Annotated in this window: 22 protein-coding genes and 1 other RNA gene; 10 read left to right on the top strand and 13 right to left on the bottom strand. The window is 58.9% G+C overall.

The genetic code is table 11. The features are described from left to right. Positions 1–12: 12 nt before the first annotated feature. From ACZ47E_RS12780 to polA, 9 genes are all read right to left on the bottom strand, one after another. Positions 13–225 (bottom strand): SlyX family protein, encoded by a 213-nt coding sequence (locus tag ACZ47E_RS12780; protein WP_006699817.1) that lies wholly within the window; start codon positions 223–225, stop codon positions 13–15. Positions 226–373: 148 nt separating this feature from the next. Next, on the bottom strand, positions 374–1,879 hold the full coding sequence (locus ACZ47E_RS12775; RefSeq protein WP_004439149.1) for a tripartite tricarboxylate transporter permease: 1,506 nt from the start codon (positions 1,877–1,879) through the stop codon (positions 374–376). Positions 1,880–1,888: 9 nt separating this feature from the next. Then, complete coding sequence (locus ACZ47E_RS12770; protein WP_004439147.1) at positions 1,889–2,350, bottom strand: tripartite tricarboxylate transporter TctB family protein; 462 nt, start codon at positions 2,348–2,350, stop codon at positions 1,889–1,891. A gap of 100 nt (positions 2,351–2,450) precedes the next feature. Further along, positions 2,451–3,434, bottom strand: a complete 984-nt coding sequence (locus ACZ47E_RS12765) for a tripartite tricarboxylate transporter substrate-binding protein (RefSeq protein ID WP_004439144.1) — start codon at positions 3,432–3,434, stop codon at positions 2,451–2,453. A gap of 198 nt (positions 3,435–3,632) precedes the next feature. After that, positions 3,633–4,979, bottom strand: a complete 1,347-nt coding sequence (locus tag ACZ47E_RS12760; protein ID WP_107339865.1) for a sigma-54-dependent transcriptional regulator — start codon at positions 4,977–4,979, stop codon at positions 3,633–3,635. Then, positions 4,976–6,778 (bottom strand): sensor histidine kinase, encoded by a 1,803-nt coding sequence (locus ACZ47E_RS12755; protein ID WP_004439140.1) that lies wholly within the window; start codon positions 6,776–6,778, stop codon positions 4,976–4,978. The genes ACZ47E_RS12760 and ACZ47E_RS12755 overlap by 4 nt, the downstream gene beginning before the upstream one ends. Positions 6,779–6,962: 184 nt before the next feature. Beyond that, positions 6,963–7,148: a 50S ribosomal protein L32 gene (gene rpmF, locus ACZ47E_RS12750; RefSeq protein ID WP_003507205.1), complete on the bottom strand. Its 186-nt coding sequence runs from the start codon at positions 7,146–7,148 to the stop codon at positions 6,963–6,965. 192 nt (positions 7,149–7,340) lie between these two features. Continuing rightward, positions 7,341–8,060 carry a DUF1868 domain-containing protein gene (locus tag ACZ47E_RS12745; protein WP_278067131.1) on the bottom strand — a complete coding sequence of 240 codons (720 nt, stop codon included), beginning with the start codon at positions 8,058–8,060 and terminating at the stop codon, positions 7,341–7,343. A 75-nt stretch (positions 8,061–8,135) separates the two neighbouring features. Further along, positions 8,136–11,123, bottom strand: coding sequence for a DNA polymerase I (gene polA / locus ACZ47E_RS12740; RefSeq protein WP_278067485.1), 2,988 nt, complete (start codon positions 11,121–11,123; stop codon positions 8,136–8,138). 414 nt (positions 11,124–11,537) lie between these two features. Between polA and ACZ47E_RS12735 the strand changes: the two genes are divergently transcribed. Both ACZ47E_RS12735 and ACZ47E_RS12730 read left to right on the top strand, forming a co-directional pair. Beyond that, a complete protein-coding gene (locus ACZ47E_RS12735; protein ID WP_035206501.1) occupies positions 11,538–11,972 on the top strand; it encodes a MarR family winged helix-turn-helix transcriptional regulator in 435 nt (144 codons plus the stop codon). A gap of 164 nt (positions 11,973–12,136) precedes the next feature. After that, complete coding sequence (locus ACZ47E_RS12730; protein ID WP_006699824.1) at positions 12,137–13,528, top strand: dipeptidase; 1,392 nt, start codon at positions 12,137–12,139, stop codon at positions 13,526–13,528. 386 nt (positions 13,529–13,914) lie between these two features. Here ACZ47E_RS12730 and ACZ47E_RS12725 read toward each other — a convergent pair whose 3' ends face one another. After that, on the bottom strand, positions 13,915–14,124 hold the full coding sequence (locus ACZ47E_RS12725) for a cold-shock protein (RefSeq protein ID WP_003492998.1): 210 nt from the start codon (positions 14,122–14,124) through the stop codon (positions 13,915–13,917). Between the two features lie 470 nt (positions 14,125–14,594). On the opposite strand from ACZ47E_RS12725, the gene ACZ47E_RS12720 reads away from it, so the two are divergent. From ACZ47E_RS12720 to ACZ47E_RS12710, 3 genes are all read left to right on the top strand, one after another. Next, the gene (locus ACZ47E_RS12720; protein WP_107339862.1) at positions 14,595–15,053 is read left to right on the top strand and encodes a YbaK/EbsC family protein; all 459 of its coding nucleotides are present in this window, start codon (positions 14,595–14,597) and stop codon (positions 15,051–15,053) included. A gap of 143 nt (positions 15,054–15,196) precedes the next feature. Continuing rightward, positions 15,197–17,509, top strand: coding sequence for a transglycosylase domain-containing protein (locus ACZ47E_RS12715; protein ID WP_184285117.1), 2,313 nt, complete (start codon positions 15,197–15,199; stop codon positions 17,507–17,509). A 288-nt stretch (positions 17,510–17,797) separates the two neighbouring features. Then, positions 17,798–18,526 carry a sugar transferase gene (locus tag ACZ47E_RS12710; protein WP_035206493.1) on the top strand — a complete coding sequence of 243 codons (729 nt, stop codon included), beginning with the start codon at positions 17,798–17,800 and terminating at the stop codon, positions 18,524–18,526. Between the two features lie 79 nt (positions 18,527–18,605). Here the strand turns inward: ACZ47E_RS12710 and ACZ47E_RS12705 are convergent, their stop codons facing one another. Beyond that, on the bottom strand, positions 18,606–19,181 hold the full coding sequence (locus ACZ47E_RS12705) for a c-type cytochrome (RefSeq protein ID WP_153776440.1): 576 nt from the start codon (positions 19,179–19,181) through the stop codon (positions 18,606–18,608). A gap of 149 nt (positions 19,182–19,330) precedes the next feature. Here ACZ47E_RS12705 and ACZ47E_RS12700 point away from each other — a divergent pair, with 149 nt between their 5' ends. Both ACZ47E_RS12700 and ACZ47E_RS12695 read left to right on the top strand, forming a co-directional pair. Continuing rightward, positions 19,331–20,086 (top strand): 3-deoxy-manno-octulosonate cytidylyltransferase, encoded by a 756-nt coding sequence (locus tag ACZ47E_RS12700; protein WP_004439098.1) that lies wholly within the window; start codon positions 19,331–19,333, stop codon positions 20,084–20,086. Positions 20,087–20,097: 11 nt separating this feature from the next. Beyond that, positions 20,098–20,961 (top strand): prephenate dehydratase, encoded by an 864-nt coding sequence (locus tag ACZ47E_RS12695; RefSeq protein ID WP_004439096.1) that lies wholly within the window; start codon positions 20,098–20,100, stop codon positions 20,959–20,961. A gap of 15 nt (positions 20,962–20,976) precedes the next feature. Here the strand turns inward: ACZ47E_RS12695 and nudC are convergent, their stop codons facing one another. Together nudC and ACZ47E_RS12685 are read right to left on the bottom strand one after the other, a co-directional pair. Further along, positions 20,977–21,939, bottom strand: coding sequence for an NAD(+) diphosphatase (gene nudC, locus ACZ47E_RS12690; protein WP_006699827.1), 963 nt, complete (start codon positions 21,937–21,939; stop codon positions 20,977–20,979). Next, complete coding sequence (locus ACZ47E_RS12685) at positions 21,939–22,367, bottom strand: HIT domain-containing protein (RefSeq protein WP_006699828.1); 429 nt, start codon at positions 22,365–22,367, stop codon at positions 21,939–21,941. Before ACZ47E_RS12685 ends, nudC begins: the two co-directional genes overlap by 1 nt. Positions 22,368–22,432: 65 nt before the next feature. Between ACZ47E_RS12685 and ffs the strand changes: the two genes are divergently transcribed. From ffs to ACZ47E_RS12670, 3 genes are all read left to right on the top strand, one after another. Beyond that, positions 22,433–22,529, top strand: an RNA gene (gene ffs / locus ACZ47E_RS12680) — signal recognition particle sRNA small type. A gap of 78 nt (positions 22,530–22,607) precedes the next feature. Then, a complete protein-coding gene (locus tag ACZ47E_RS12675; protein WP_072493779.1) occupies positions 22,608–24,482 on the top strand; it encodes a DNA polymerase III subunit gamma/tau in 1,875 nt (624 codons plus the stop codon). 24 nt (positions 24,483–24,506) lie between these two features. Further along, positions 24,507–24,830 carry a YbaB/EbfC family nucleoid-associated protein gene (locus tag ACZ47E_RS12670; RefSeq protein ID WP_004439084.1) on the top strand — a complete coding sequence of 108 codons (324 nt, stop codon included), beginning with the start codon at positions 24,507–24,509 and terminating at the stop codon, positions 24,828–24,830. Positions 24,831–24,869: the final 39 nt, after the last annotated feature.

Here is a 24,869-nt window from a genome sequence, read left to right as displayed (position 1 = left end):
CCTGTACTCCCGTCAGTAATGCGGTGGCCTTGTGATGGCGGGCGCGTCCAATGACTGCTCCTCAAGACTCAGGAACCGCTCTGTCAGGCGATCAAGCTTGGCGCGGGTCTGTTCAACAACCTTCCACTGCTCCGCCAGCTGGTCCGACAGTTCCTCTATCACCTTCACCTGATGCGCGACCGTTTCCTCGAGCGCGATGATCCGTTCTTCGGTTTCCGACGTCATGGTGACCTCTCTTTCCAGCCCTTCCTTGGGCCTAAAGGCTCGCGAGTCAACCATATGTCGCTTTCGTGAAGCGAATTCGGCATGGCGGAAACAGAGACAGAAAAGCCGGCGATGTCTCCATCGCCGGCCACATGAGTTTATCGCATTCTCAGTCTTCTTCTACGAAAACCTCTTCGCGCTTCTTCTTCACGCTGGGGAGGAAGACGATGATCAGCACGGCGAGCGCAATGAAAAGCAGGGTTGCGCTGATCGGCCGGGTCACGAAGGTCGACGGATCGCCACGCGAGAGGATCATGGCGCGCCGCAGGTTCTCCTCCAGCAGCGGACCGAGCACGAAGCCGAGCAGCAAAGGGGCAGGTTCGCAGCGCAGTTTCACCAGCACGTAACCGATGAAGCCGAAGAAGGCGACGGCATAGAGATCGAAGACGTTTGAATTGACGCTATAGACCCCGATGGCGCAGAAGGCCATGATGATCGGGAAAAGCACATAGTAGGGCACCGTCAGCAGCTTCACCCACAGCCCGATCAGCGGCAGGTTGAGGATGACGAGCATCAGATTGCCGATCCACATGGAGGCGATGATGCCCCAGAACAGCGCTGGCTGTTCGGTCGCCACATTCGGACCGGGAACGATGCCCTGAATGATCATCGCGCCGATCATCAGCGCCATCACCGGATTGGCCGGAATGCCGAGCGTGAGCAGCGGAATGAACGACGTCTGGGCGCCGGCATTGTTGGCTGATTCCGGACCGGCCACACCGGCAACCGCTCCGTGCCCGAATTCTTCCGGGTTCTTGGAGACACGTTTCTCCACGGTGTAGGAGGCAAAGGCGGCAAGGATCGCCCCGCCGCCCGGCAGGATGCCGAGGGCCGAACCAATGGCCGTGCCGCGCAGAACCGGCCCTACCATGCGCTTGAAATCATCCTTGGTCGGCATCAAGCCGCTGACCTTGGCGATCAGCACCGAACGGGTCCGCTCGTTTTCGAGGTTGCGCAGGATTTCGGCGATACCGAAGACACCCACAGCCACAGCCACGAAATTCAGGCCATCGGCATATTCGCGGATACCGAGGGTGAAGCGCGGCGTGCCGCTATAGATATCCGTGCCGACGAGACCGAGCAGCAGGCCAAGCACGACCATGGCCAACGCCTTGACGATGGAGCCATGGGCGAGCGCGATGGACGACACGAGGCCGACGACCATCAGCGAGAAATATTCCGCCGCGCCGAATTCCAGCGCGATTGCCGTGAGCGGCGGCGCGAAGATTGCGACGAGGAAGGTTGACACCGTGCCCGCGAAAAACGACCCGATGGCGGCGATGGCAAGCGCTGCACCCGCCTTGCCCTTGCGTGCCATCTGGTAACCATCGATGGCGGTGACGGCAGAGGACGATTCGCCGGGCATATTGATCAGGATCGCCGTGGTCGATCCACCATATTGCGCACCGTAATAGATGCCGGCGAGCATGATCAGCGACGAGACGGGCTCAAGCTGGAAGGTGATCGGCAGCAACATGGCGATAGTCGCCGTCGCGCCGATGCCGGGCAGAACGCCGATGAGGGTGCCAAGCAGCACGCCGATCAGGCAGAAAAAGAGGTTTGCCAGCGACGAGGCGGTGACGAAACCGAGCGCAAGATTATCGAGCAAATCCATCGCTATACCTCAGAAGTTGAGCCAGGGGCCGAAGCGCTGGAAAGGCAGGCCAAGACCATAATTGAAAACAGCGACGGAAAAGACAGTGATAGCCGCGGAAAGAACGACCGCCATCAACGGGCTCATCTTGTGTGAGGCGAAGGACGCAATGAGCGCGCTGAAAAACAGCGCCGGCACAAAACCCAGGCCCCGAACAGTGAAACCGAAAAAGATCGGTGCAGGCAGGATGAAAAATATGCCGCGCCAGGCGATTGCGCCGATGCCCTCGCCAGCCGGCCGGGTTGCGCGCAGGAATATGACGCCGCCAAGCAGGATCAGGATGATCGCGAGTACCAGCGGGAAGTAGCCCGGCCCCATACGGAAGGCGGTTCCGATTTCCAGACCATAGGACTGCAAGGCAAAAAAGACGCCAAGCCCCATAAAAATTGCCCCGCAGACTGCTTCGGCAGGGTCATTAAATAACGACTTCATGAAAGATGCCCCTCCACGGCGGCCGACATTCAGCCGGTTCGCCTGTTAAAGTTGATCACGGTCGACCGGCGGCAGGAAACCGCCGGTCTTTCCGCGTTCATCAGTCGGCATATTGGCCGGCAGCCTCAATCACCGGCTTCCAGCGGGCGATTTCGCTTTCAAGCTTGGCCTTCAGCGCCGCCGGTGTCGCATCGCTTTCCGGCGACGGCGTGGTGCCGAGTTCGGCAAAACGCGCCGCGACATTCTTGTCCTTCAGCGCGACCTGCAGCGACTTGGAGAGCTTTTCGTTGATTTCCGCAGGCGTGCCCTTCGGCGTGTAGATGCCGTGCCAGATGCCGACTTCGAGTTTGGGCAAGCCAGCTTCGGCAACTGTCGGCACGTCCTTCAGCACATCCAGCCGCTTCGGCGAGGTTACGGCGTAAGCCTTCACAGTGCCGCCCTGGATCTGCTTGGTGGTGTTGGTGGTCTGGTCGCACATGATGTCGACCTGGCCGCCCAGCAGATCGGTCATGGCAGGGCCGGTGCCCTTGTAGGGCACGGTAACGAGCGGCGTCTCGATGGCGCTCATGAACAGCATGCCGCACAGATGAGAGGCCGCGCCGATGCCGGCATTGGCAACGGTGACCTTGTCCTTGTTCGCCTTGGCGTAATCGATCAGCCCCTTGAGGTCCGTGGTCTCAAGGTTCTTGCGCGACAGGATGGTCATCGGTACTTCCGTGACCAGACCAACATATTCGAAAGCACTGGTCGTGTCGTAAGCGAGCTTTCGATAGAGCGTGGCGCTGGTCGCCATGCCGATGTGGTGGAGAAGGATGGTGTAACCATCGGGATCTGCCGAGGCAACGCGGCCGGCGCCAAGCGTGCCGCCGGCGCCGCCGACATTTTCCACGATGATCTGCTGGCCGAGATCCTTCGACATGGATTCAGCCACAAGACGCGCCACCGTGTCCGTCGGGCCACCGGCCGAGAAAGGCACGACCATGGTGATGTTACGCTCGGGATAGGTCTGAGCGGATGCGGACAGCGCGAAAAGGGAAACGGCAGCGGCGGCAGCAAGGCCGGAAACTGTCTTCAGTATTTTCATCGATTCCTCCCGGATGAAAATGATCGCCACTTCAGCCGCGCATGCTCCTCCATGGCGGCCGGGGTGACGATATTTGCGATCCCGAAGTGACATTCAGCAACGGCACTGTTGCGATGAAACGCAGTTTTATCCGTGTAACCAAAGATAATGGGTGGATTTCAACCCATGACGGCGTAAAGATGGGTGGAAATCCACCCATCAGATCTCGTTCATATGCCGGTGAAGCTCGTATTTCTGCATCTTCTCGTAAAGCGTTTTGCGGGAGATGCCGAGGTTCTCATAAACGGATTTCAGATTTCCACCATGGGCTGCGATGGCCTGCGCAATCAGGCTTTTTTCATATGCCGCGACCCTCGGGGCAAGAGCCGACCTGCCATCATCCTGAAACGCCGGCGACGCATCGGATACGTCGGTTTCCAGGCCCAGCGCGAAGCGGTCCGCAGCGTTGCGCAATTCCCGGACGTTGCCCGGCCATTCCCTGAGCGAAACAGCGGAGAGCAGGTGCTGCGGCACCTCCATATCCTCCCGCCCGTAGCGGGCGGCAGCTTCTCGTACCAGATGGAGGAAGAGCAGCGGAATATCCGCGCTGCGCTGCGAGAGCGACGGCACGAGAATTGTCGCGACGTTGAGGCGGTAAAGAAGGTCGGCGCGAAAACGGCCAGCCGCAACTTCCTGTTCCAGATCTACCTTGCTGGTGGCGATGAAGCGCACGTCGAGTTCGACCGTTTCATTCGAGCCGAGACGGGTAATCACTCTTTCCTGCAGCACGCGAAGCAATCGACCCTGCAGTTCGAAAGGCATAGAGCCGATTTCATCCAGCAGGATGGTGCCGCCGCGCGCGTGTTCGAACTTGCCATAACGCGGGCGCAGCGCGCCCGGAAAGGCGCCGGCCTCGTGACCAAACAACTCGCTCTCAATCAGTGTCTGCGGAAGCGCCGCACAGTTGATCGCGACAAAGGGCCGGTTGGCTCTGCTGCTGATATCGTGCAATGCCCGCGCAACCACCTCCTTGCCTGCGCCTGTATCGCCGACGATCAGTGTATCGGCATCCGTCGCACCGATGGCGCGAATGCGGTACCGCAGATCGACCATCACCTGGGTTCTGCCCGGCAGGCGCGTTTCGAGATCGTCATGCTTGCCCGCCACCGCCTTGAGACGGCGATTTTCCAGCACCAGCGCCCGCCGGTCATTGGCCCGCTTGATGATGCCCGCGAGATATTGCGGTGTGAACGGCTTCTCGATGAAATCATAGGCGCCATTGCGCATGGCGTTGACCGCCAGCTGAACATCCCCGTGACCCGTCATCAGAATCACAGGTATTTCCGCATCGAGCTCCCTCACCTTCTGCAGCAGTGTCATGCCGTCCATGCCGGGCATACGGATGTCGCTGACCACGACACCATCAAAACTGTAGCCGATGAGTTCGAGCGCGTGTTCGGCGCTCGCCAGCATGGTGACGGCAAAACCGGAAAGCTCCAGCGCCTGGGCAGTGGAGAAGCGCAGTTCCTCTTCGTCATCGATCAGCAAAACCCGCGACATGGTCATTCCGCAGCCGCCTCCATGCGCCAGGCGGCGGCGGGCAATTCGATCTCGAATTCCGCGCCCCCTTCCTCATGATTTCTCACCCGCAACTGGCCGCCAAAATCCTTGATGATGTTATAGGAGATGGAAAGCCCGAGGCCGAGGCCACGCCCCACACCCTTGGTGGTGAAAAACGGATCGAAGATGCGATCCGAAATTGCCGGCGGAACGCCTGGTCCCCGGTCGCGGATGAAGACGGAAACCGTCTGGCCGTGCTGTACGGCCTCGAGCGCGATGCGCCGATCCTCGCGCCCCTCCACGGCGTCCGCCGCGTTGGAAATGATGTTGACGAGCACCTGCTGCAGCCGCACCGGACCAGCTTTCACCGCAAGTGGCACCGGGCCGAGATTGACATCCAGCACCGCATTGGCGGCCTTCAACCGGGCACCGACGATTTCAAGCGTGTCGCGAAGCACGGTTTCCAGGCTGACCGCAGTCATTTTTTCGTTCGGCTTTCGGGCGAAATTCCTGAGGTGCCTGCTGATCGAGGCCATGCGATCGATCAGCCCCGAAATGCGCCTGAGGTTTTCCCTGACCTCGTCCAGCCGCCCGCGCTCTACAAGAAGCGACGCGTTTTCGGCATAATTCTTGGCTGCGGCAAGCGGCTGGTTGATTTCATGCGACAAGGCCGCCGACATTTGTCCGAGCGCCGCAAGCTTGCCCGCCTGCACCAGATCATTCTGCATCTTACGTAATTGTTTTTCCGTCTGGCGGCGTTCGGCAATTTCGTGTTCGATCTCCTGGTTCACACGCGCCAGATCGGCAGTGCGTTCCTCGACCCGCCGTTCCAGCTCCGCCTGGGCTTCTGCCTGATGGGTCAGCCGTTCACGCAGCCGTCGCCGTCTCTGCAGCATCGCCGCAATGAGCGCGGCTGCCAGACACAGGCACAGGATGATCGCGATCATTGCCGTCTTCACCTGTGTCCGCAATGAACCGGTATCCATCAGCACGCTGACGGTCCATCCTGCATCCGCCATCGGCTGAGACAGGACCATATATTCCCTGTCCCCCTCATTCTGGGTAATCGTCATCAGCTGATGCGAGCCGAAACTGCCGTGTTTCAGCGGCAGTTCCTTCAGTGTGGCATTGGCGTAACGGCGTGAGGCCTCGGTACGCGCCAGTCTTTCGGGCGTCAGCGGCATCAGGCCGGAGTAAAGCCATTGCGGCGTGCCGGTCATGAAAATGATGCCTTCGGGATCCGACACAAGAATACGGTTTTCGCCATCGCCGAAGGAGGCCTCTATGCCTTCGATGTCGACCTTGAAGACGATGACGCCCTTTATTTCCGCATTGAAGAGAATAGGTGCGGAGAAATAATATCCGCGCTTGTGCGAGGTCGTGCCGAGCGCGAAGAACCGCGACTGCAGGCCCTTCGCCGCATCCTGAAAATAGGGACGGTAGCTGAAATTCTCACCGACGAAGCTTGTCGGGCCATCATAGTTGCTGGCCGCGATTGTCTCGCCATCCAGCGTAATGATGTAGATATCGGAGGATTCCAGCAGGGTGTTGATGGATTTGAGGTAGACATTGGCGCGCTGTCGCAGGGCTTCATCCTTGGGATGTGCGACCAGCTCCTCAATGTCATCATGATCTGCAATCAAGGCAGGCAGCGGCTCGTAACGGTTCAACAGCCCGCCAAGGGCGGAGACGGCAAGCCGGAGCGTCGTGCGCCCCTGCTCGGACATTTCACCGAAATAGCTTTCTGCAATGACGCCGCTTCCTTTTGTCACGGCGCCGTAACCGAGGCCAAGACCGAGCATCATCAACAAAATCCAGCGATATTTCACCGAAACTCCCCTCACGCGGCAGGAATCTAACCCGCTCTCCCGAAGCGAGTGTAGGAGGAGTGACGAGATTTTCCAAGTGAGCGCTGGACACCGTGAGAGATCGCTAAAAACAAAAAACCGGCCACGAGGGCCGGTTTTTGCAAAGTCACGTCGGAAAAGCTTATGCGCTTTCCTTCGGCGTCAGAACCTGACGGCCGCGATACATACCGGTCTTCAGATCGATATGGTGCGGACGGCGCAGTTCGCCGGAGTTCTTGTCTTCAACATAGGTCGCAGACTTGAGACCGTCAGCCGAGCGGCGCATGCCACGCTTGGACGGGCTTGTTTTTCTTTTTGGTACAGCCATTTTTGTTACTCCACTTAAGCGGCGAAACAACGGAACCGGCCAGAACCAAAGGCCGAATGTCGGATGTCTCGATATCGGAAATTTGGCGCGCTTATACATGCCCAAACGGGCTTTGACCAGCCCTGACGCGCATTTTTTCGGATTCGGCAAAAACCATGCGGCAAACTGCCCTCAGGCAATGCCAATCATGCTTCACCTTCTATCGAAAACAACCAGCTCCTTGAAGTGGTTCATATCCCTGAATTCACAGAAAGCCGGCGGACGCATCTCCATAACTGGCGCCGCGGCACGCAGCTTTTCCAGTTCCTCGTCAAGCATCGCCTGCCAGCGCGGCAGGCACGCGGGCTTGAACCAGCTGATGATGTAGGAAAGGGTGATGTGAAACTCGTAGCTGTCATGATCAGGATGGCGATATCCGAAGAAATCGGCGAATGTATCCCGCCACAGGGCCACAATGCGATCATCCTCGGGCGTGGCTCCCGTCAGGATCAGACCTACCGGCCGCAAACCGGTAACTTGCATGTTGAATCCCGGCAGCGCCGGAAAAGCAGAAAGGCGGTCGCGATAATAGTCCGTCATCGTGTCGATCGGTGTATCAAGCGGCATTGTCTGCGGCCAATAGGGCAGAGCACGCCGAAACTCGATGATGCCCTGAAACACCGTCATGTGCAGGCTGGAAGCCGGTGTGAAAGCAAGCTGGGATGCCTCCGGCATATCCAGGAAGCGCCGACGCGTCGCAATGATCGCGTTTTCGGTCTGCGAGCCCCCGACAAGATGGCAGACGACCGTATTGCCCGGCTCAGGCAGAAACTCACCATTCTCATTAAAGCGGCTGCCGAGATGGCGCGGCGGCTGATCATGACAGGCAGCAGAAATATAGCCGAGATCTTTCGAGACGAGCGGGGCGTGCATGGGAAACTCCTCGTGAAGCGTTTCCTCTAATCCGTGCACGCGACACAGCCATGACATGGACCGGCCAAAAGCCGGTCAATGCGCCTCGTCCCAGTTGTCAGCCGCGCGGGCATCCACCTGCAATGGCACCTTCATGGAGATTGCCGGCATGGCCGCATTTTCCATGACCGAGACGACGACGGGCAGAGTTTTCTCGATTTCCGCTTCATCGACCTCGAAGATGAGTTCGTCATGCACCTGCAACAGCATGCGGGCGGAAAGGTTTTCAGCCTCCAGCGCCGGTTCGATACGGACCATGGCGCGCCGTATTATATCCGCCGCGGAGCCCTGGATCGGGGCGTTAATGGCGGCGCGCTCATTGAAGGCCTTCACGGAAGGGTTGGACGAGCGGATTTCCGGATAATGGGCGCGGCGGCCGAAAATCGTCTCGACATAACCGTTCTCACGGGCGAAAGCCTTTGTCGCCTCCATGTAGTCGCGGATGCCGGGAAAACGCTCGAAATATTTCTTGATATATTCGCCGGCTTCAGAACGGGCGATACCGAGCTGGTTGGCGAGACCGAAAGCCGAAATACCGTAGATAATGCCGAAATTGATGGCCTTGGCGCGGCGGCGCACTTCCGAGGGCATGCCTTCGACAGGCACACCAAACATTTCCGAAGCCGTCATGGCATGAATGTCGATGCCGTTTTCGAAGGCGTTGCGAAGCTGCGGAATATCGGCGACATGGGCCAGCACGCGCAGTTCGATCTGGCTGTAGTCGGCGGAAAGAAGCTTGTGGCCGGGCGTCGAGATGAAAGCCGTGCGGATTTTTCGCCCTTCCGCCGTGCGGACGGGGATGTTCTGAAGGTTCGGTTCCGAGGACGACAGACGGCCTGTTGTGGTGGAGGCCAGCGCATAGGATGTATGCACACGTTTGGTCTCCGGGTGGATATATCCCGGCAGAGCATCCGTATAGGTGGATTTCAGCTTCGTCAGCTGCCGCCAGTCGACGATCTTGCGGGGCAGTTCAATACCTTCAGCCGCCAAATCCTCCAGCACCTGTGCCGAGGTCGACCATTGGCCGGTCTTGGTCTTGGAGCCGCCCGGCAGGCCCATCTTGCCGAACAGGATGTCGCCGAGCTGCTTTGGCGAGCCGATGTTGAAACGCTCGCCGGCCAGCTCGTAGATTTCCTCTTCAAACGCTGCCGCCTTCTGGGCGAGTTCGCCGGAAAGACGTGAGAGTATTTGCCGGTCGACGGTGATGCCACGCTCCTCCATATGCGCCAGAACAGGCACAAGCGGACGTTCCAGCCGCTCGTAAACCTTGGTCAGCCGTTCTGAAACAAGCCGCGGCTTCAGCGCCATCCACAGCCGCAAGGTGACGTCAGCGTCCTCCGCTGCATATGCCGTCGCCTTGTCGATGTCGACAAAATCGAAGGTAACGCTCGACTTGCCCGATCCCGCCACGTCCTTATAGGGGATCGGCGTATGGCCGAGCCAACGTTCGGACAGCGAATCCATGCCGTGCGTCACTTTGCCAGCCTCAAGCACATAGGAGATCAGCATCGTATCGTCGAAACTCTGCATGACGACGCCATGGCGTTTCATGAGCAGATAGTCATATTTGAGATTTTGCGCGACCTTCAGCACGGCCTCGTCTTCAAGCAAGTCCTTGAGACGGACCAGTGCTTCGTCAAAGGGCACCTGGCCTTCGGCGAGCCTGATACCATCGCTGAATAGATCGCCGCCGGAGCCAGTCTTGTGCGTCAAGGGAATGTAGGCGGCGCGTATATCGCTGCCCGAGGCATCCTTGCCATTATCGGCGATTGCCAGCGAAAACCCGACGAGCTCCGCCTGCATCGGATCAAGCGAGGTCGTTTCCGTATCGAAGGCGACGACCCCCGTTTCCCGCGCCGCCGCAACCCAGAGGTCCAGCGTCGCAAGATCCCTGATCGTCGTGTAGGCGCTCGTGTCGATCTTGGCGGCGGCAAAAAGCGTCTGGCGGGCGGTGGCAAGATCAGCCGGCGCGCTGCCCTCCCCTGCACCTTTCCGCGCCGGAATAGCGGGCGAAGCCGCAGTGCCCGTTACGCCAGCAGCCGCTTCACGCGCGGCCGGCGCATCGAGATCGGGACCATGGGCGTCGGCGCCCCACTGAACCGGCACATTGGCGGACTCAATGGCGGAAGCATCGGTCTCTGTCGCTTCGGCAACCCGCCGCGTCAGCGTGGTGAATTCCATCGCCTTCAGGAAGGCAATGAGTTTCGGGCCGTTCTGAGGTTCCAGCACCAGTGCTTCAAGCGGCTGATCCAGCGGCACGTCGGTTCTCAGGGCCACGAGCTGTCTGGAAATACGAGCAAGTTCCGCGTTGGCGATGATATTTTCCCGACGCTTCTGCTGCTTGATCTCACCTGCCCGGGCGAGCAGCGTATCGAGATCGCCGTATTCTTCCAGCAATTGCGCGGCCGTCTTTGGACCGATGCCGGGGATGCCCGGAACATTGTCGGTCGAATCGCCGGTCATGGCCTGCAGGTCGATCATCTTTTCGGGACCCACGCCCCATTTCTCTATGACATCGGGGATGCCGATCTGCTTGTCCTTCATCGCATCGTACATGTGGACATTGGCAGTGACGAGCTGCATCAGATCCTTGTCGGAGGAGATGATGGTGACATCGGCCCCAATGGCCTCCGCCTGCCGGGCATAGGTGGCGATGATATCGTCCGCCTCGAAGCCTTCCGTCTCGATGCAGGGAAGGTTGAAGGCGCGCGTCGCCTCCCGTATCAGCCCGAATTGCGGCACCAGATCTTCCGGCGGCGCCGTGCGATTGGCTTTATAGAGATCATAAAGCTCATTGCGGAATGTCTTTGACGAATAATCGAAAATTACCGCAAAATGCGTGGGCGTCACGCCGACATCGGTGTTGCGCGCATCCTTCAGGAGCTTCCACAACATGTTGCAGAAGCCGGAAACGGCGTTGACCGGCAGCCCGTCCGACTTGCGGTTCAGCGGCGGGATGGCATGGAAGGCCCGGAAAATGAAACCGGACCCGTCAACGAGGAAGAGATGATCGCCTTTTTTCATGGGTAGCATGGATAGCGCGGGGGCGTTTTAACGTCTACCGAAACTTCGCGGAACATACGGTAAAGAGCCGGAACGGAGGTGGTGAAAAAGCGCGTCGCATTTCACCCGAACGTTACCGATTTGTAATCCATCTTTCCCTTGAAAAGCCGCATTTGCAGACACATTTCTTAGAGGACGGCGCCTGATCACGCCGTAGTCTGATAGCTGGCTCGTCCCCCGCCGCGTCAGACCGGACAAAGGCCTTTCCCCCTCTCCGGGCCTTTGTCCTCCAATATGACCGCCATGGCCGTCCCCTCCAGGCCATGGCGGTTTTATTTTGCGCCTGTTACCAGCTGGCAAAAACATATCGTGCGATATATACCGCACTATTGAATTGCCGGCGCCGCCTGGCCAAACTGTCTGAGGGACGGAGGAATGGGGTTTTCCCGGGATGAATCGGCCATCTATCTCGCCGCCAAAATGGCGCGGGAGTTCACTATGGCGCTGCAGAAAAGAGCCGCCGCATTGGGCTTCTCTCCCGGCCAATTCCCCATTCTCATCGAGCTCTGGCATGAAGAAGGGCTGACGCAAAGGCAGTTGCTCGACAGAATCGATGTCGAACAGGCAACGCTTGCTAACACGCTCTCACGCATGGAGCGCGACGGGCTGATCGTGCGAAAGACGCATCCCGCTGACCGCCGCGCCCAGATCATCGAATTGACGCAGCGCGGCAGGGACCTGGAAGCGAATGCCATTGCCGCTTCTGAGGCCACCGAAGACATGTTGCTTGCGGATTTCCGGCGTTTTGAACGCCAGCTTCTGCTGGAATATATGCGCCGCGCCATCGAGAGCGCAAAAAAAGCAAAATAGCGCTTCCAACTCGAAACCGCTTCGCAGTTTTCCTGAACTGCTCTATCGTTCCCGCGGCCGCGCGTTTGCCGATTCACGACACGCCGGCCCTTGTTTCCCGCGATGCGCGATGCCCGGATGTTTCGTCTTATCGCCGGGTCACGACAGACATGACAGGATCAGCGATGACAGACGTTTCCCCCATTCTTTCCACTGCCGATGACAATCTCACCTCCAGCCTCGAGCGACTGTTCGAACTCGTCCGCATTCCGTCGATTTCCACGGACCCCGCTTACAAGGCCGAGTGCCGCAAGGCGGCGGAATGGCTTGTGAGAACGCTTTCAGCGCTCGGCTTTACCGCCTCCGTTCGCGATACAGCCGGTCACCCCATGGTGGTGGCGCATCACGATGCGGCCAATGAAGACGCCCCACATGTGCTTTTCTACGGCCATTATGATGTACAGCCGGTCGATCCGCTCGATCTCTGGGAAAACGATCCTTTCGAACCCGCCGTCAAGGATATCGGCGCAGGCCGTCAGGTGATTACAGGACGCGGTACGGCGGATGACAAGGGCCAGCTGATGACCTTCGTGGAGGCCTGCCGCGCCTACAAGGCCGTGAATGGCGGCCTGCCGGTGCGCGTCACCATTCTTTTTGAAGGTGAAGAAGAATCCGGTTCGCCCTCGCTGAAGCCGTTCCTCGAAGCGAATGCGGAAGAGCTGAAGGCAGATTATGCCCTGGTCTGCGATACCGGCATGTGGGACCGGGATACGCCCGCCATTGCCGCGGCGCTGCGTGGTCTGGTCGGCGAAGAAATCGTCATCACCGCCGCCGATCGCGATCTGCATTCGGGTCTTTTCGGTGGTGCCGCCGCAAACCCCATCCACATCCTGACCGACATTCTCGCTGGCCTGCATGACGAGACCGGCCGCGTGACGCTCGACGGCTTCTATGACGGCGTGGAAGAAACGCCCGCCAATATCAAGGCTGCCTGGGAAACGCTGGGCCGCACCGCAGAAACCTTCCTCGGTGAAGTGGGCCTTTCGGTTCCCTCGGGTGAAAAGGGCCGCTCCGTGCTGGAACAGACCTGGGCGCGGCCGACAGCGGAGGTCAACGGCATCATAGGCGGGTACACCGGTGATGGCTTCAAGACCGTTATTGCAGCAAAAGCTTCCGCCAAGGTGTCGTTCCGCCTTGTCGGCGAACAGAACCCCGCCGCCATTCGCGAAAACTTCCGGGCCTATGTACGCTCGAAAATTCCGGCTGATTGCTCCGTGGAATTCCACGAGCATGGCGCATCGCCGGCGATCCAGCTTTCATACGATTCACCCGTCCTGACCAAGGCGAAGAACGCCCTTTCGGAAGAGTGGCCCAAACCGGCCGTCGTGATCGGCATGGGCGGCTCTATCCCGATCGTGGGCGATTTCCAGAAGATGCTCGGCATGGATTCGCTGCTCGTCGGTTTCGGCTTGACGGACGATCGCATTCATTCGCCGAATGAAAAATACGACCTGCAGTCCTTCCACAAGGGCATTCGCTCCTGGATCCGCATTCTCGACGCACTGGCCGCGAAATAAAAAAGAGGAGGCGCCACTGGTCGGGCGCCTCCGCTCACTCCAAAAACAAAAAGGCCGGGCAAGCCCGACCTTTCCATCCGTTTTCCGTCAATGCCAGTACATCCGTGGTCAAAGCGGTTCAACGGTCTGATGTTTCAGAGCGCGTCGATTTCCGACGCTGCTTTCACAATCAGGATCATCTGTTTTGGTTAATTTTTGGTTAACGCAACAACAGCGGCATCTTAAGACGCCCCTGACAGTTTTCATCTGAAACACTGTTGAACCCTATATCGGTATACTTACCGCCGTTTTCAAGACCCCGCCCGCCGGACTTCCTTCCAAAGAAAAAGGCCGGAAAAATCCGGCCTTTCAGTTCATGCAAGAAACCCTTTCGGGCCTGTTGCGTATCAGGCAGCGACGAGGTTGCCTGCGGACATCTTGCCAGAGCGGCGGTCCTGCATCAGTTCGTAAGAAAGCTTCTGGCCGTCGTTGAGGGCGGTCAGACCTGCGCGCTCAACAGCCGAGATGTGAACGAATACGTCCTGCGAACCGTCGTCCGGCTGAATGAAGCCGTAGCCCTTGGTTGCGTTGAACCACTTTACTGTACCAGTCGCCATAACGATTTCCTTCCGTTGGCAATTGTATTTGCGCTGCGAGCAGCGCGGTCTTGGGGTCGAATTTGAAGGAAAAGATCGTCGTGAGCGTCTGGAAAGACGCCGAAGCTCTGGTCGTCAAACAAATATCGATGGCGAAGTACCTAGGTTGGAAGGGGCTGAAAGTCAAGTTTCTTTGAACGAAACTATCGCATCAGGGGTCCGCCAGGGCTCGAAAAAGGAAGCGCCAAATAGCAAAAACCCGGCGCGGGAGGAGGTGCGCCGGGTTCTTGAAACTGACTGACAATTGGGAGGAGGAGTATTGTCAGTCCAATCGGGCGACGCTGGGAGGAGGAGTGCGTCGCTTCGATGTTTTGAACATACAACATCGCCGCTCAAAAAACAGACATTCTATCGCAGCGCAGCATTGCGATTATTGCATAGCTGAAGCGTGACATCTTGAACAACCATTTCTAACCGCCTAACAAATACGCATGTCTATTCAATCCGTCAGAGCATTTTTTGCCGAAAAATCACCCGAGGTGACGATCATTGAAACGGAAGCCAGTTCGGCAACCGTTGCGCTCGCCGCTGAAGCACATGGCGTCGAGCCAGACCAGATCGCCAAAACGATCTGCCTCAAGGCGGGCGATGCAATTCTGCTCGTTGTCACCGCGGGTACGAAACGCCTCGACAACAGGAAATTCCGTGATCATTTCGGAACGAAACCGCGCATGCTGGGGGCGGACGAGGTGGTTGCGGTGACCAGCCATCCTGTCGGCGGCGTATGCCCCTTCGGCTTGCCGTCGCCTTTGCCGGTGTTTTGCGACATATCGCTGAGAGATTATCTTGAAGTGGTTCCGGCAGCCGGCGCTACCAACGCAGCGGTGCGGATTTCTCCCCATGTGATGGTCGAACTGACTAAAGCTGAATGGGTCGACGTCTGCCAATGACGCCGATTTGATCCGGCTTGGGCTTAACCCCGCCTTAAATTGCCGCATTTAAACTCTTCATCCTGGATTAAGGATCGCGCAGGCATAGACGCCTGAGGCCGACAGGGCACAGGCGGTCCCGCAAAAGGAGCGATTTCGGCTGGATGGCAGGCAAGGGTAGATCACGCGAACGGGTAGAACCCTCTTTCGGGGATTTCCACGAGTCCGGTGACGATCTGCGTCTTGACGCCAGCGAGCGCATCAGCGGCACTGCAAAACAGTCGCCGAAGAAACCGAAACAGGCTTCACGCCGACCCAAGACGACGAAAAACGAAAAGCGCGCCCGCAGCACAGGTCGGGGGGCGACGGGTTTCATCCGGTCCCTCGTCTATTGGTGCATCGTGCTGGGCATTTGGGGCGGTATCGGGATTGCCGGACTTGTGCTTTATTATGGCGCGCGCATGCCGAGTGCCAGCAGCTGGTCCATTCCAGAACGTCCGCCGAATGTGAAGATCGTTTCCGTGAATGGCAGCGTGCTCGCAAACCGCGGCACGACCGGCGGCGAGGCGCTCGCGCTGGAAGACATGTCGCCCTATATTCCACAGGCTGTCATGGCGATTGAGGACCGGCGGTTTTATTCCCATTTCGGGGTCGATCCGCTTGGTCTCGGACGTGCCATCGTCACGAATGTGCTGACGGGGCGAACCGTGCAGGGCGGCTCGACACTGACGCAACAGCTGGCGAAAAACCTTTTCCTTTCGCCGGACAGGACCCTCGAACGCAAGGTTCAGGAAGTGCTGCTGTCCTTCTGGCTGGAGCACAAGTTCACCAAGGATCAGATCCTGGCGATGTACCTCAATCGCGTCTATTTCGGATCCAACGCCTATGGCGTCGAGGCGGCCTCGCGGCGCTACTTCAACAAGTCCGCCCGCGACGTCAATCTGGGCGAAGCGGCAATGCTTGCCGGGCTTCTCAAAGCGCCCTCGCGCCTTTCGCCGGCACGGGACCCACAGGCAGCGGAAGAACGGGCGCAGGTCGTGCTGCAATCCATGCGCGACGTCGGTTTCATTACCGATGATGAGATCAAGACCGCCATGTCGCAGCCGCCGACCAAAGCGAAACGCTTCTGGTCCGGTGCCGAACATTACGCCGCCGACATGGTGCTGGAAGAGGTGCGCGGCCTGGTTGGCGAGGTCAAGCAGGATATCGTCGTCGATACGACAATCGATCCCGATCTTGAGCGCGATGCCGAAAAGGCGCTGACCCACGTGCTGCAGGGCGACGGCAAAAAACAGGGCGCCTCCCAGGCGGCACTGGTTTCCATCGATGGTACGGGCGCGATCAGGGCCGTGGTTGGCGGTGCGGATTATGCCGAAAGCCAGTTTAACCGCGCCGCCAAGGCAAAACGCCAACCCGGCTCGGCATTCAAGCCCTTCGTCTACGTCGCCGCCCTCGAATCCGGGCTTACGCCCTATACCATTCGTAATGACGGGCCTGTTCGTATCGGCAACTGGACCCCGGAAAATTATGAGAAGAAATTTCGCGGCGAAGTGACACTGGCCACAGCGCTGGCCAACTCCCTGAACACCATCGCCGCCCAGCTGGTGATGGAGGTCGGTCCCGAGCGGGTGACACAGGTGGCGCATCGCATGGGCATCGAATCGGAGCTGCAGAACAATGCCTCCATCGCGCTCGGCACTTCGGAAGTGTCGCTGATGGAACTGACAGCTTCTTATGCTCCCTTCATGAATGGCGGCTATAAAGCCACGCCGCACATCGTGAAGCGTATCACCGATGCCGATGGCAAGGTGCTTTATGAAAACAAATATGACAATCCGCCACGGGTGCTGAGCGAAGAAATTGCCGCCACGATGAACGGCATGCTGTCGCGCGTCATCACCGAAGGTACCGGCAAGGCCGCGCGCCTGCAGGGCTGGCAGGCAGCGGGGAAATCCGGCACCACGCAGTCTTTCCGCGATGCGCTCTTTGTTGGCTATACGAGCAATCTGACGACCGGCGTCTGGTTTGGAAACGACGACGGCACCTCCATGAAAAAGGTCACGGGCGGCGGCCTTCCTGCAAGGGCGTGGAAAGAGTTCATGACCGCGGCTCATTCCGGTCTTTCGCCTTCGCCCCTCTTCGGTCTTGGTGCAGGCGGCGTGCCGCCGCTCATGGATATGCAGCAACCGGCGCCGGAGAATGCGCCCTCCTCCATTGGCGACATCATTTCCAACGCGCTGGGCGGCGGAACGACTGATAACCGCGCCTATCCCGCGGCGCCGGCATCACCCACACCGAATCAGCCAGATGGGCAGCCGGGAGGGCTGACGCCCCCGGCTAATATTCCTTCGCGGGATATCGAACCCCGTTATTCCGCCGGCAACGGCCCTGTGCCGCCGGCCGATATTGGCGGTGAAGCGCCTGACGTGTCGGGACCGAAACAAACCACCCTGCTCGACATTCTGATGGGTCGCTGACAGGTTTTTAAATCGTCGCCAAGTCCCGGCAACGAAGGACGAAGCGACCGAGGTCCACGTCCTTCACCCCTTTCGTTTCACGCTTTCGGTGGCCGAACCGGCCGCCGCCCCATCCACGGCGGCGAATCGGCGCCTGAAGCGCAACACCTGCGTGCATACGTTAACTTTAGATTGATATTTGCCCAGACACGGCTACATTTCGGATGACTTTTTAGGGTAAATGAATTATTAATCGTTCATATAAATTAAATTTCTTCTATCAAAATAAGTTTTTCAGGATCCTATATTATGTTGGGTACTAAAGGCTCATCCCATGCCGTTTTTTTCGGCGATCCCTATTCCTCGGCCATCACTTTCGAGACACCGGAAACGCAGCCCTGCATTTTTGAGAAACGGGTATCTCCACTACAACGCGGCCAGTTCGCGCTCAAAAGAACGATGGACATTGCGGGGGCGTCCATCGCCCTCGTCGCACTGGCTCCCGTCCTTCTGACGGTGGCAGCGCTCGTCAAACTCGACAGCCGCGGGCCGGTCCTGTTCTCGCAGGTCCGCTGGGGCATGAATGGGCGGAAGATTCGCGTCTATAAATTTCGCTCAATGAGAACAGACATGTGCGACGCCACCGGCGTGGCGCAAACAGTGAAGAATGACCCGAGAATAACCCGCATCGGCGCCATTCTCCGGCGCACGAATATTGATGAGCTGCCACAGCTCATCAATGTGCTCAAGGGTGACATGTCGCTGGTCGGACCGCGCTGCCATGCCATCGGCATGCTGGCGGCCGGCCGTCTCTACGAGGAGCTGGTTCCGCACTATCACCTGCGGCACCGGATGCGGCCAGGCATCACGGGACTTGCCCAGATGCGGGGCCTGCGCGGGCCGACGGATCGCAGCGACAAGGCAAGGGCACGCATCGTATCCGATCTTTATTATGTCGAAAATTTTTCGGTCTGGCTGGATGTCAGGATCATGGTCGGAACGGTGATTTCCGAGTTGCGGGGCGGCAAGGGCTTCTGATCTTCAAGAGGCAAGGCAAGATTGCGAAAAGAAAAGCCCGGCATCTCTGCCGGGCTTTTCTCATGAACTGTCGTCACCTTCAATTTGTCGGCGCGGGAGCTGCAGCCGGGTCCGGCAGCGGCGCCGGGTTCGCAGACAGCGTGCGGAGATAGGCAATAAGATCTGCTCTTTCCGTTTCTTTCTTCACACCCGCAAAGCCCATGGCCGTGCCTGGAACGTGCTTTTTCGGGGCTTCGAGAAAATAGTTGAGATGATCGTAATCCCACTTCTCGGATCCGCCCTTGGAGAAATCCTTCATCGCTGCGGAGTAGCTGAAACCTTCGTGGCTGGCGATCGGCCGGTTGACGACATCGAAGAGATTGGGGCCGACCTTGTTTGCACCACCACTCTCTCCGGTATGACAGCTCGTACATTTCTTGAAGACCGCTTCGCCCTTGGCGGCGTCCGCGCTGGCGAGCAACTGTGCGATCGGGGTGGCCGCAGCCGCCGCTTCTCCGCCGCCCGTTCCGCCGCTGCTTTCTTCCGCGACGATGGCGTAACCTTCCTTTTCGGGCGCGGGCGCATGGAAAATGCCCTCGGACGCAATCGACACCGACATCAGGACGAATACTGTACCCAGAAACGCCCCAACGCCCATATTAACATAAGAATTCATCTAAACGCGCTCCCTCGCATCCGCTCGATATAACGGGCATCTTGAAATTGCTCGAAAGCTATGGCTTTTGCACAGCCTGCGCAACTTGAATAATGCTCCCCACACCGTGACGTTTTGACACTTTTCGGGCGGGATTTGAAGGGTGTCGGATGAATAATCGGGATTTCGAGAAAGCTGTCGTCCTCATACCGGCGCGAATGGCCTCCACGCGCCTGCCCGGCAAGCCGCTTGCCGACATTGGTGGCAAGCCGATGATCGTGCAGGTTGCGCAGCGGGCACGTGAGGCCGGCGCGGAGCGAATCGTCGTCGCGGTCGATGACGAACAGGTATTTTCGGCGGTTCAAAATGCCGGTTTCGACGTGATGATGACGCGTGACGACCATCAATCCGGTTCGGATCGCATTTTCGAAGCGCTGCAGAAGGCCGACCCCTATGGCAAGGCGGAATATGTTATCAATGTTCAGGGCGACCTTCCAACCATCGAGGCGGAAACTATACGCGCCTCGTTGCGCCCGCTGGAGAACGCCGCCGTCGACATTGCGACACTGACGGTCGAAATCACCGACGAGGAAGAAAAAACCAATCCGAACGTAGTGAAAGTTGTGGGCAGCCCACTTTCCGAAACACGTCTGCGCGCGCTTTATTTCACCCGCACCACCGCGCCTTACGGCGAGGGGCCGCTTTATCATCATATCGGGCTCTACACCTATCGCCGTGCTGCGCTCGAGACATTCGTGAGTCTACCGCCCTCACCGCTGGAAAAGCGCGAGCGGCTGGAGCAGCTGCGTGCTCTCGAAGCGGGCATGCGCATCGATGCCGAGATCGTCCGCTCCGTGCCGCTCGGTGTCGATACGCCGCACGATCTCGAAAAAGCCCGCAAAATTCTTGCAAGCAGAACCCTTTAACGGACAGTCCCATGAGCTTGATCACCAATCGCATTGCCTTTCAGGGCGAATTCGGCGCGAACTCCGACATGGCCTGCCGCGACATGTTTCCGAACATGGAACCATTGCCGTGTCCGACATTCGAGGATGCGTTCAACGCCATTGAAAACGGCGAAGCCGATCTCGGCATGATCCCGATCGAAAACACTCTGGCCGGCCGCGTGGCGGATATTCATCACCTGCTGCCGGAATCGCGCCTGCATATCATCGGCGAATATTTCATGCCGATCCGCTTTCAGCTGATGGTGATGCCGGGCGTGAAAAAGGACGAAATACGCACCGTCCACAGCCACATCCACGCACTTGGCCAGTGCCGCAAGATCATTCGTTCCAACGGCTGGAAACCCGTCATCGCCGGCGATACGGCAGGATCGGCAAGGCTCGTTTCCGAAACGGGCGACCGCAGCATGGCGGCGCTTGCGCCGCGTCTTGCCGCCAGCCTTTACGGTCTCGATATTCTCGCCGAGAATGTCGAGGATTCGGAAAACAACGTCACGCGCTTCGTAGTGCTGTCCCGCGATGAAAACTGGGCCAAGCGCCAGTCGAGCGAAGAAATCGTCGTCACGACCTTCGTTTTCAACGTCCGCAACATTCCCGCGGCACTCTACAAGGCCATGGGTGGCTTTGCGACGAACGGCATCAATATGACGAAGCTCGAAAGCTACCAGCTCGGCGGCAAATTCGTGGCGACGCAATTTTATGCCGACATTGAAGGCCATCCCGATGACGAACCCGTGCGGCATGCCCTGGACGAGCTGCGCTTCTTCTCTGAAAAAGTCCGCATTCTCGGCGTCTACAAGGGCCATGCGATGCGCGGCAAGCTCAACCAGAGCTGAGCCTGCCGCGATCTCCTACTTCGGCCATTCCACCCAGTCGCGCATCAGGCGATGCGCGATGGCTCCCATGGGCGGCGCAGAAAGACCTTCGCCCGCCGGGGCCTCCAGCATCTTTGCCACCTCTTCCCGCGTGAACCAGCGGCAATCCTCAAGCTCGACCTCATCGCGTGCGATCTCAAAAGACAACGCCTCGGCATAACAGCCGATCATCAGCGTATGCGGCATCGGCCAAGGCTGGGAGGCGTGATAACGGACGCGGCCGATTTCGACACCGGATTCCTCGTGCGTTTCACGGCGAACAGCCTGTTCGATGGTCTCGCCCGGCTCCACAAAACCGGCGAGGCACGAATACATGCCCGGCGCAAAATGCGCTCCGCGGCCAAGCAGGCACAGATCGCGCTCGATATCGATCGTCATCATGATGACGACGGGATCGGTGCGTGGAAAGATAGTGTGGCTGCAGGCGGCGCAGATGCGCTTGTAGCCGCCGATTCGCAGCTCCATGGCTCCACCGCATTTCCCGCAAAAGCGGTTGTCGGCGTTCCAATGTGTGAGGCTGACGGCCTGGGCGACCTCACTCAGCAATTCCTCTTCCAGCAGGTGATCGCGATAAAGCGTGCGGGCATCGGCAAGCTTGTAGTGGCTCGCCAGCTGGTCTTCGGCCACGGCAACCGGAACGGCGATTCGCGGTTCGCCGGTCTCCCGATATCCAAGCAGGACGGCATTGTCGAAATCCGGCTGCAATTCGGCCAGCTCATAGGCGGAAAACAGGGGGTCGATGACCTGCTCGTCATGCTTCAGGACAAGCCGGTTGCCGGAAAAGGCAAAAATATGGGTGCCGTCTATTTTCAGCGCATCGGCAACGCACTCCTCCGTCCGCTTTTCAGCGAAACGATCGAGGGCGTTTTTGGAAAAGGCCGTCAGCAGGCTTGCTTCGGGATGGGGGGCAGTGGTTTCAAAAATTTTCATGGAAATCATCAGAGTGCGCCGGAGATTTTTTTCATCAAAGTTTCCTTTTCGCCTGCGGCATAAGGCACGGGCGTCCCGTGACCCCAGATGGGGCCGGGCCAGCAGGTGTCGCCTTCATTGCGGGCGATAATATGGACATGCAGTTGCCGGACGATGTTGCCCAGAGCGCCCACATTGATCTTGGTGGCCGCGGTAATTTCTTTCAAGGCGGACGCGACAAGATTGGTCTCGAATGTCAGCACGGCCTGATCAAGCGGAGTAAGATCGAACAGCTCGCTGACGCCCTCTCGCTGCGGCACCAGCACCAGCCATGGCCAGCGGCTGTCATTTTGCAAACGCAGTTCACATAGCCCCAAACGCGTCACGAGCACGCTATCGCGCGCCAGTCTTTCGTCCAGCTGGAATGTCTCCAAGGTGTCCTCCATGTTTGTTTTCATTGTGATAGCAGTTTTTTGAATGCTTGGCTTGCATTTGCTGTCGATATTGCCGATATGTGGCCCCGGGAGGTTGGTGGTGGACGAGCCACTCGCCAACCGGGTCAGGTCCGGAAGGAAGCAGCCCTAACGAGCCCGGCACGGGTCGCCGTGCCAGCCTCCCACCTTTTAAAAGACGTGCTCAGCTTTCGCCGGGCCAGTTCAGCGCCCCAAGACAAACTGGCAAAACAAACTGGCGAGGCGATGAACGACAGCGTACCCACCACATCAAGCGAATCCCAGGTCGGGACCGGCTATCGGGTACTGGCGCGCAAATATCGCCCGAAGGATTTTTCCGATCTGATGGTCGGACAGGAGCCGATGGTCCGCACGCTGACAAACGCGTTCGAGACCGGACGTATTGCGCAGGCCTATATGCTGACCGGCGTCCGCGGCGTGGGCAAAACGACCACGGCCCGCATTCTCGCCCGAGCGCTGAATTACAAAACCGACACCATCGACAAGCCGACCATCGATCTGCGCATTCCCGGTGAACATTGTCAGGCGATCATGGAAGGTCGCCATGTCGACGTGATCGAGATGGATGCCGCCTCCCATACCGGCATCGACGATATTCGCGAAATCATCGAACAGGTGCGTTATCGCCCTGTCTCGGCGCGTTATAAGGTCTATATCATCGACGAAGTGCACATGCTGTCGACGCAGGCTTTCAACGGCCTGCTCAAGACGCTGGAAGAGCCGCCGGAGCATGTGAAGTTCATCTTCGCCACAACGGAAATCCGCAAGGTTCCGATTACGGTTCTGTCACGATGCCAGCGTTTCGACCTGCGCCGCATCAGCGCCGCCGATCTCGTCGGTCTTTTTACCGCCATCGCCGGCAAGGAAGGTTTCGAAGCCGAACCGCAGGCGCTTTCGATGATCGCCCGCGCGGCGGAAGGGTCTGCCCGTGACGGCCTGTCGCTGCTCGATCAGGCAATCGCCCATGGCGGTGGCCGGGTGGAAGCTGAAGCGGTACGCGGCATGCTCGGTCTTGCCGACCGGGCCCGCATCGTCGATCTCTTCCAGCATGTCGTCAAAGGCGATGTCGCGGCCGCTCTGTCGGAATTTAACGGTCAATATGAGGCGGGCGCGAACCCGGTTGTGGTCCTTAACGATCTCGCCGATTTCACCCATCTCGTGACCCGCATGAAATATGTGCCGGATGCAGCGGAAGATCCCTCGCTTTCTGAAATAGAACGCGTGCGCGGTGCGGAATTTGCCGACACGATTGCGGTCACCGCGCTTTCGCGCATCTGGCAGATGTTGCTGAAGGGCATACCGGAAACGGAAAATGCCTCGCGCCCGGCCGGCGCTGCCGAAATGGTTCTCATCCGGCTGGCGCACGCTGCCAATCTTCCCGCACCCGAAGATGCTGCCCGGCGCTTGCTGGAGCTTTCGAACGGTGACGGGGGTTACGCCAATGGCGGACCTTCCGGCGGTGGCAATGGCGGCGGTGCGCGCGCCTATTCGTCAGCACAGACCGTGGCCGCGGGACGACCTGTCGATCTTCCCAACCAGCGCCAGGCAACGCCACAGACCTCCGCCATACTGCGCGCCATTCCAGATAGCCGCCCGCAGGAAATGCAGGTCGCAGCACCGAAAACGGAGGAGCGGCCGGAGCCGAAAGTTCCCGTCAGTTCCGTGCAGGATATTGCCGATCTGTGCCAGAAGAACCGCGATCCCGTCATGCGGGCGAAAGTGCGCAACTTCGTACGGCTGGTACGGCTGGAGCCCGGCCGGCTCGATATGCGCCTCGGGGAAGGTGCCCCCGGCTCCCTGCCCGGCGAACTTGGCGTCAAGCTCAAGGAATGGACCGGCATCCACTGGATCATCAGCCTCAGCAAGGAGCAAGGGGAACCGACCCTTGTCGAGGCTGAGGGCAACGCACGGGACGCGCGTCTCGTCGATGCACGCCAGGACCCTGATGTGGCTGCCATCCTGGCGCAGTTTCCCGGCGCAAAAATTACCGACGTGCGCATCCGCGCCGCCGCACAGGATGAGGCTGAAGAGATCGCGCCGCCATCGGTTGCCGAATCGAGCGAAGGCGACATCCTTCCTGGCGACGATATCGAGTTTTAAACAAAAAGAACAGGAGATTGGCACATGCGTGACATCATGGGCATGATGGGCAAGGTCAAGGAAATGCAGGCCAAGATGGAGAAGGTGCAGGAAGAAATCGCTGCGCTCGAAATCGAGGGGCGTGCTGGCGGCGGTCTGGTAACCGTCATTCTGAACGGCAAGGGCGAAATGCGCGGCCTGAAAATCGATCCCTCGCTGTTGAAGGAAGACGAGGTGGAAATCCTTGAGGACCTGATCGTCGCAGCGCATAAGGACGCCAAGCAAAAAGGCGAAGCGCAGGCGCAGGAAAAGATGGCTGGGCTGACCGCCGGCCTGCCGCTGCCGCCCGGCATGAAGCTGCCGTTCTGATATAACCGATCTAAAGAGAGGGCGAAGCGCATGGAGCGG

The organism is Agrobacterium sp. 5Ca39, from assembly GCF_055382365.1.
The sequence above is the reverse complement of the archived record's forward strand: the minus strand, read 5'-3'. Positions and strand labels throughout refer to the sequence as shown.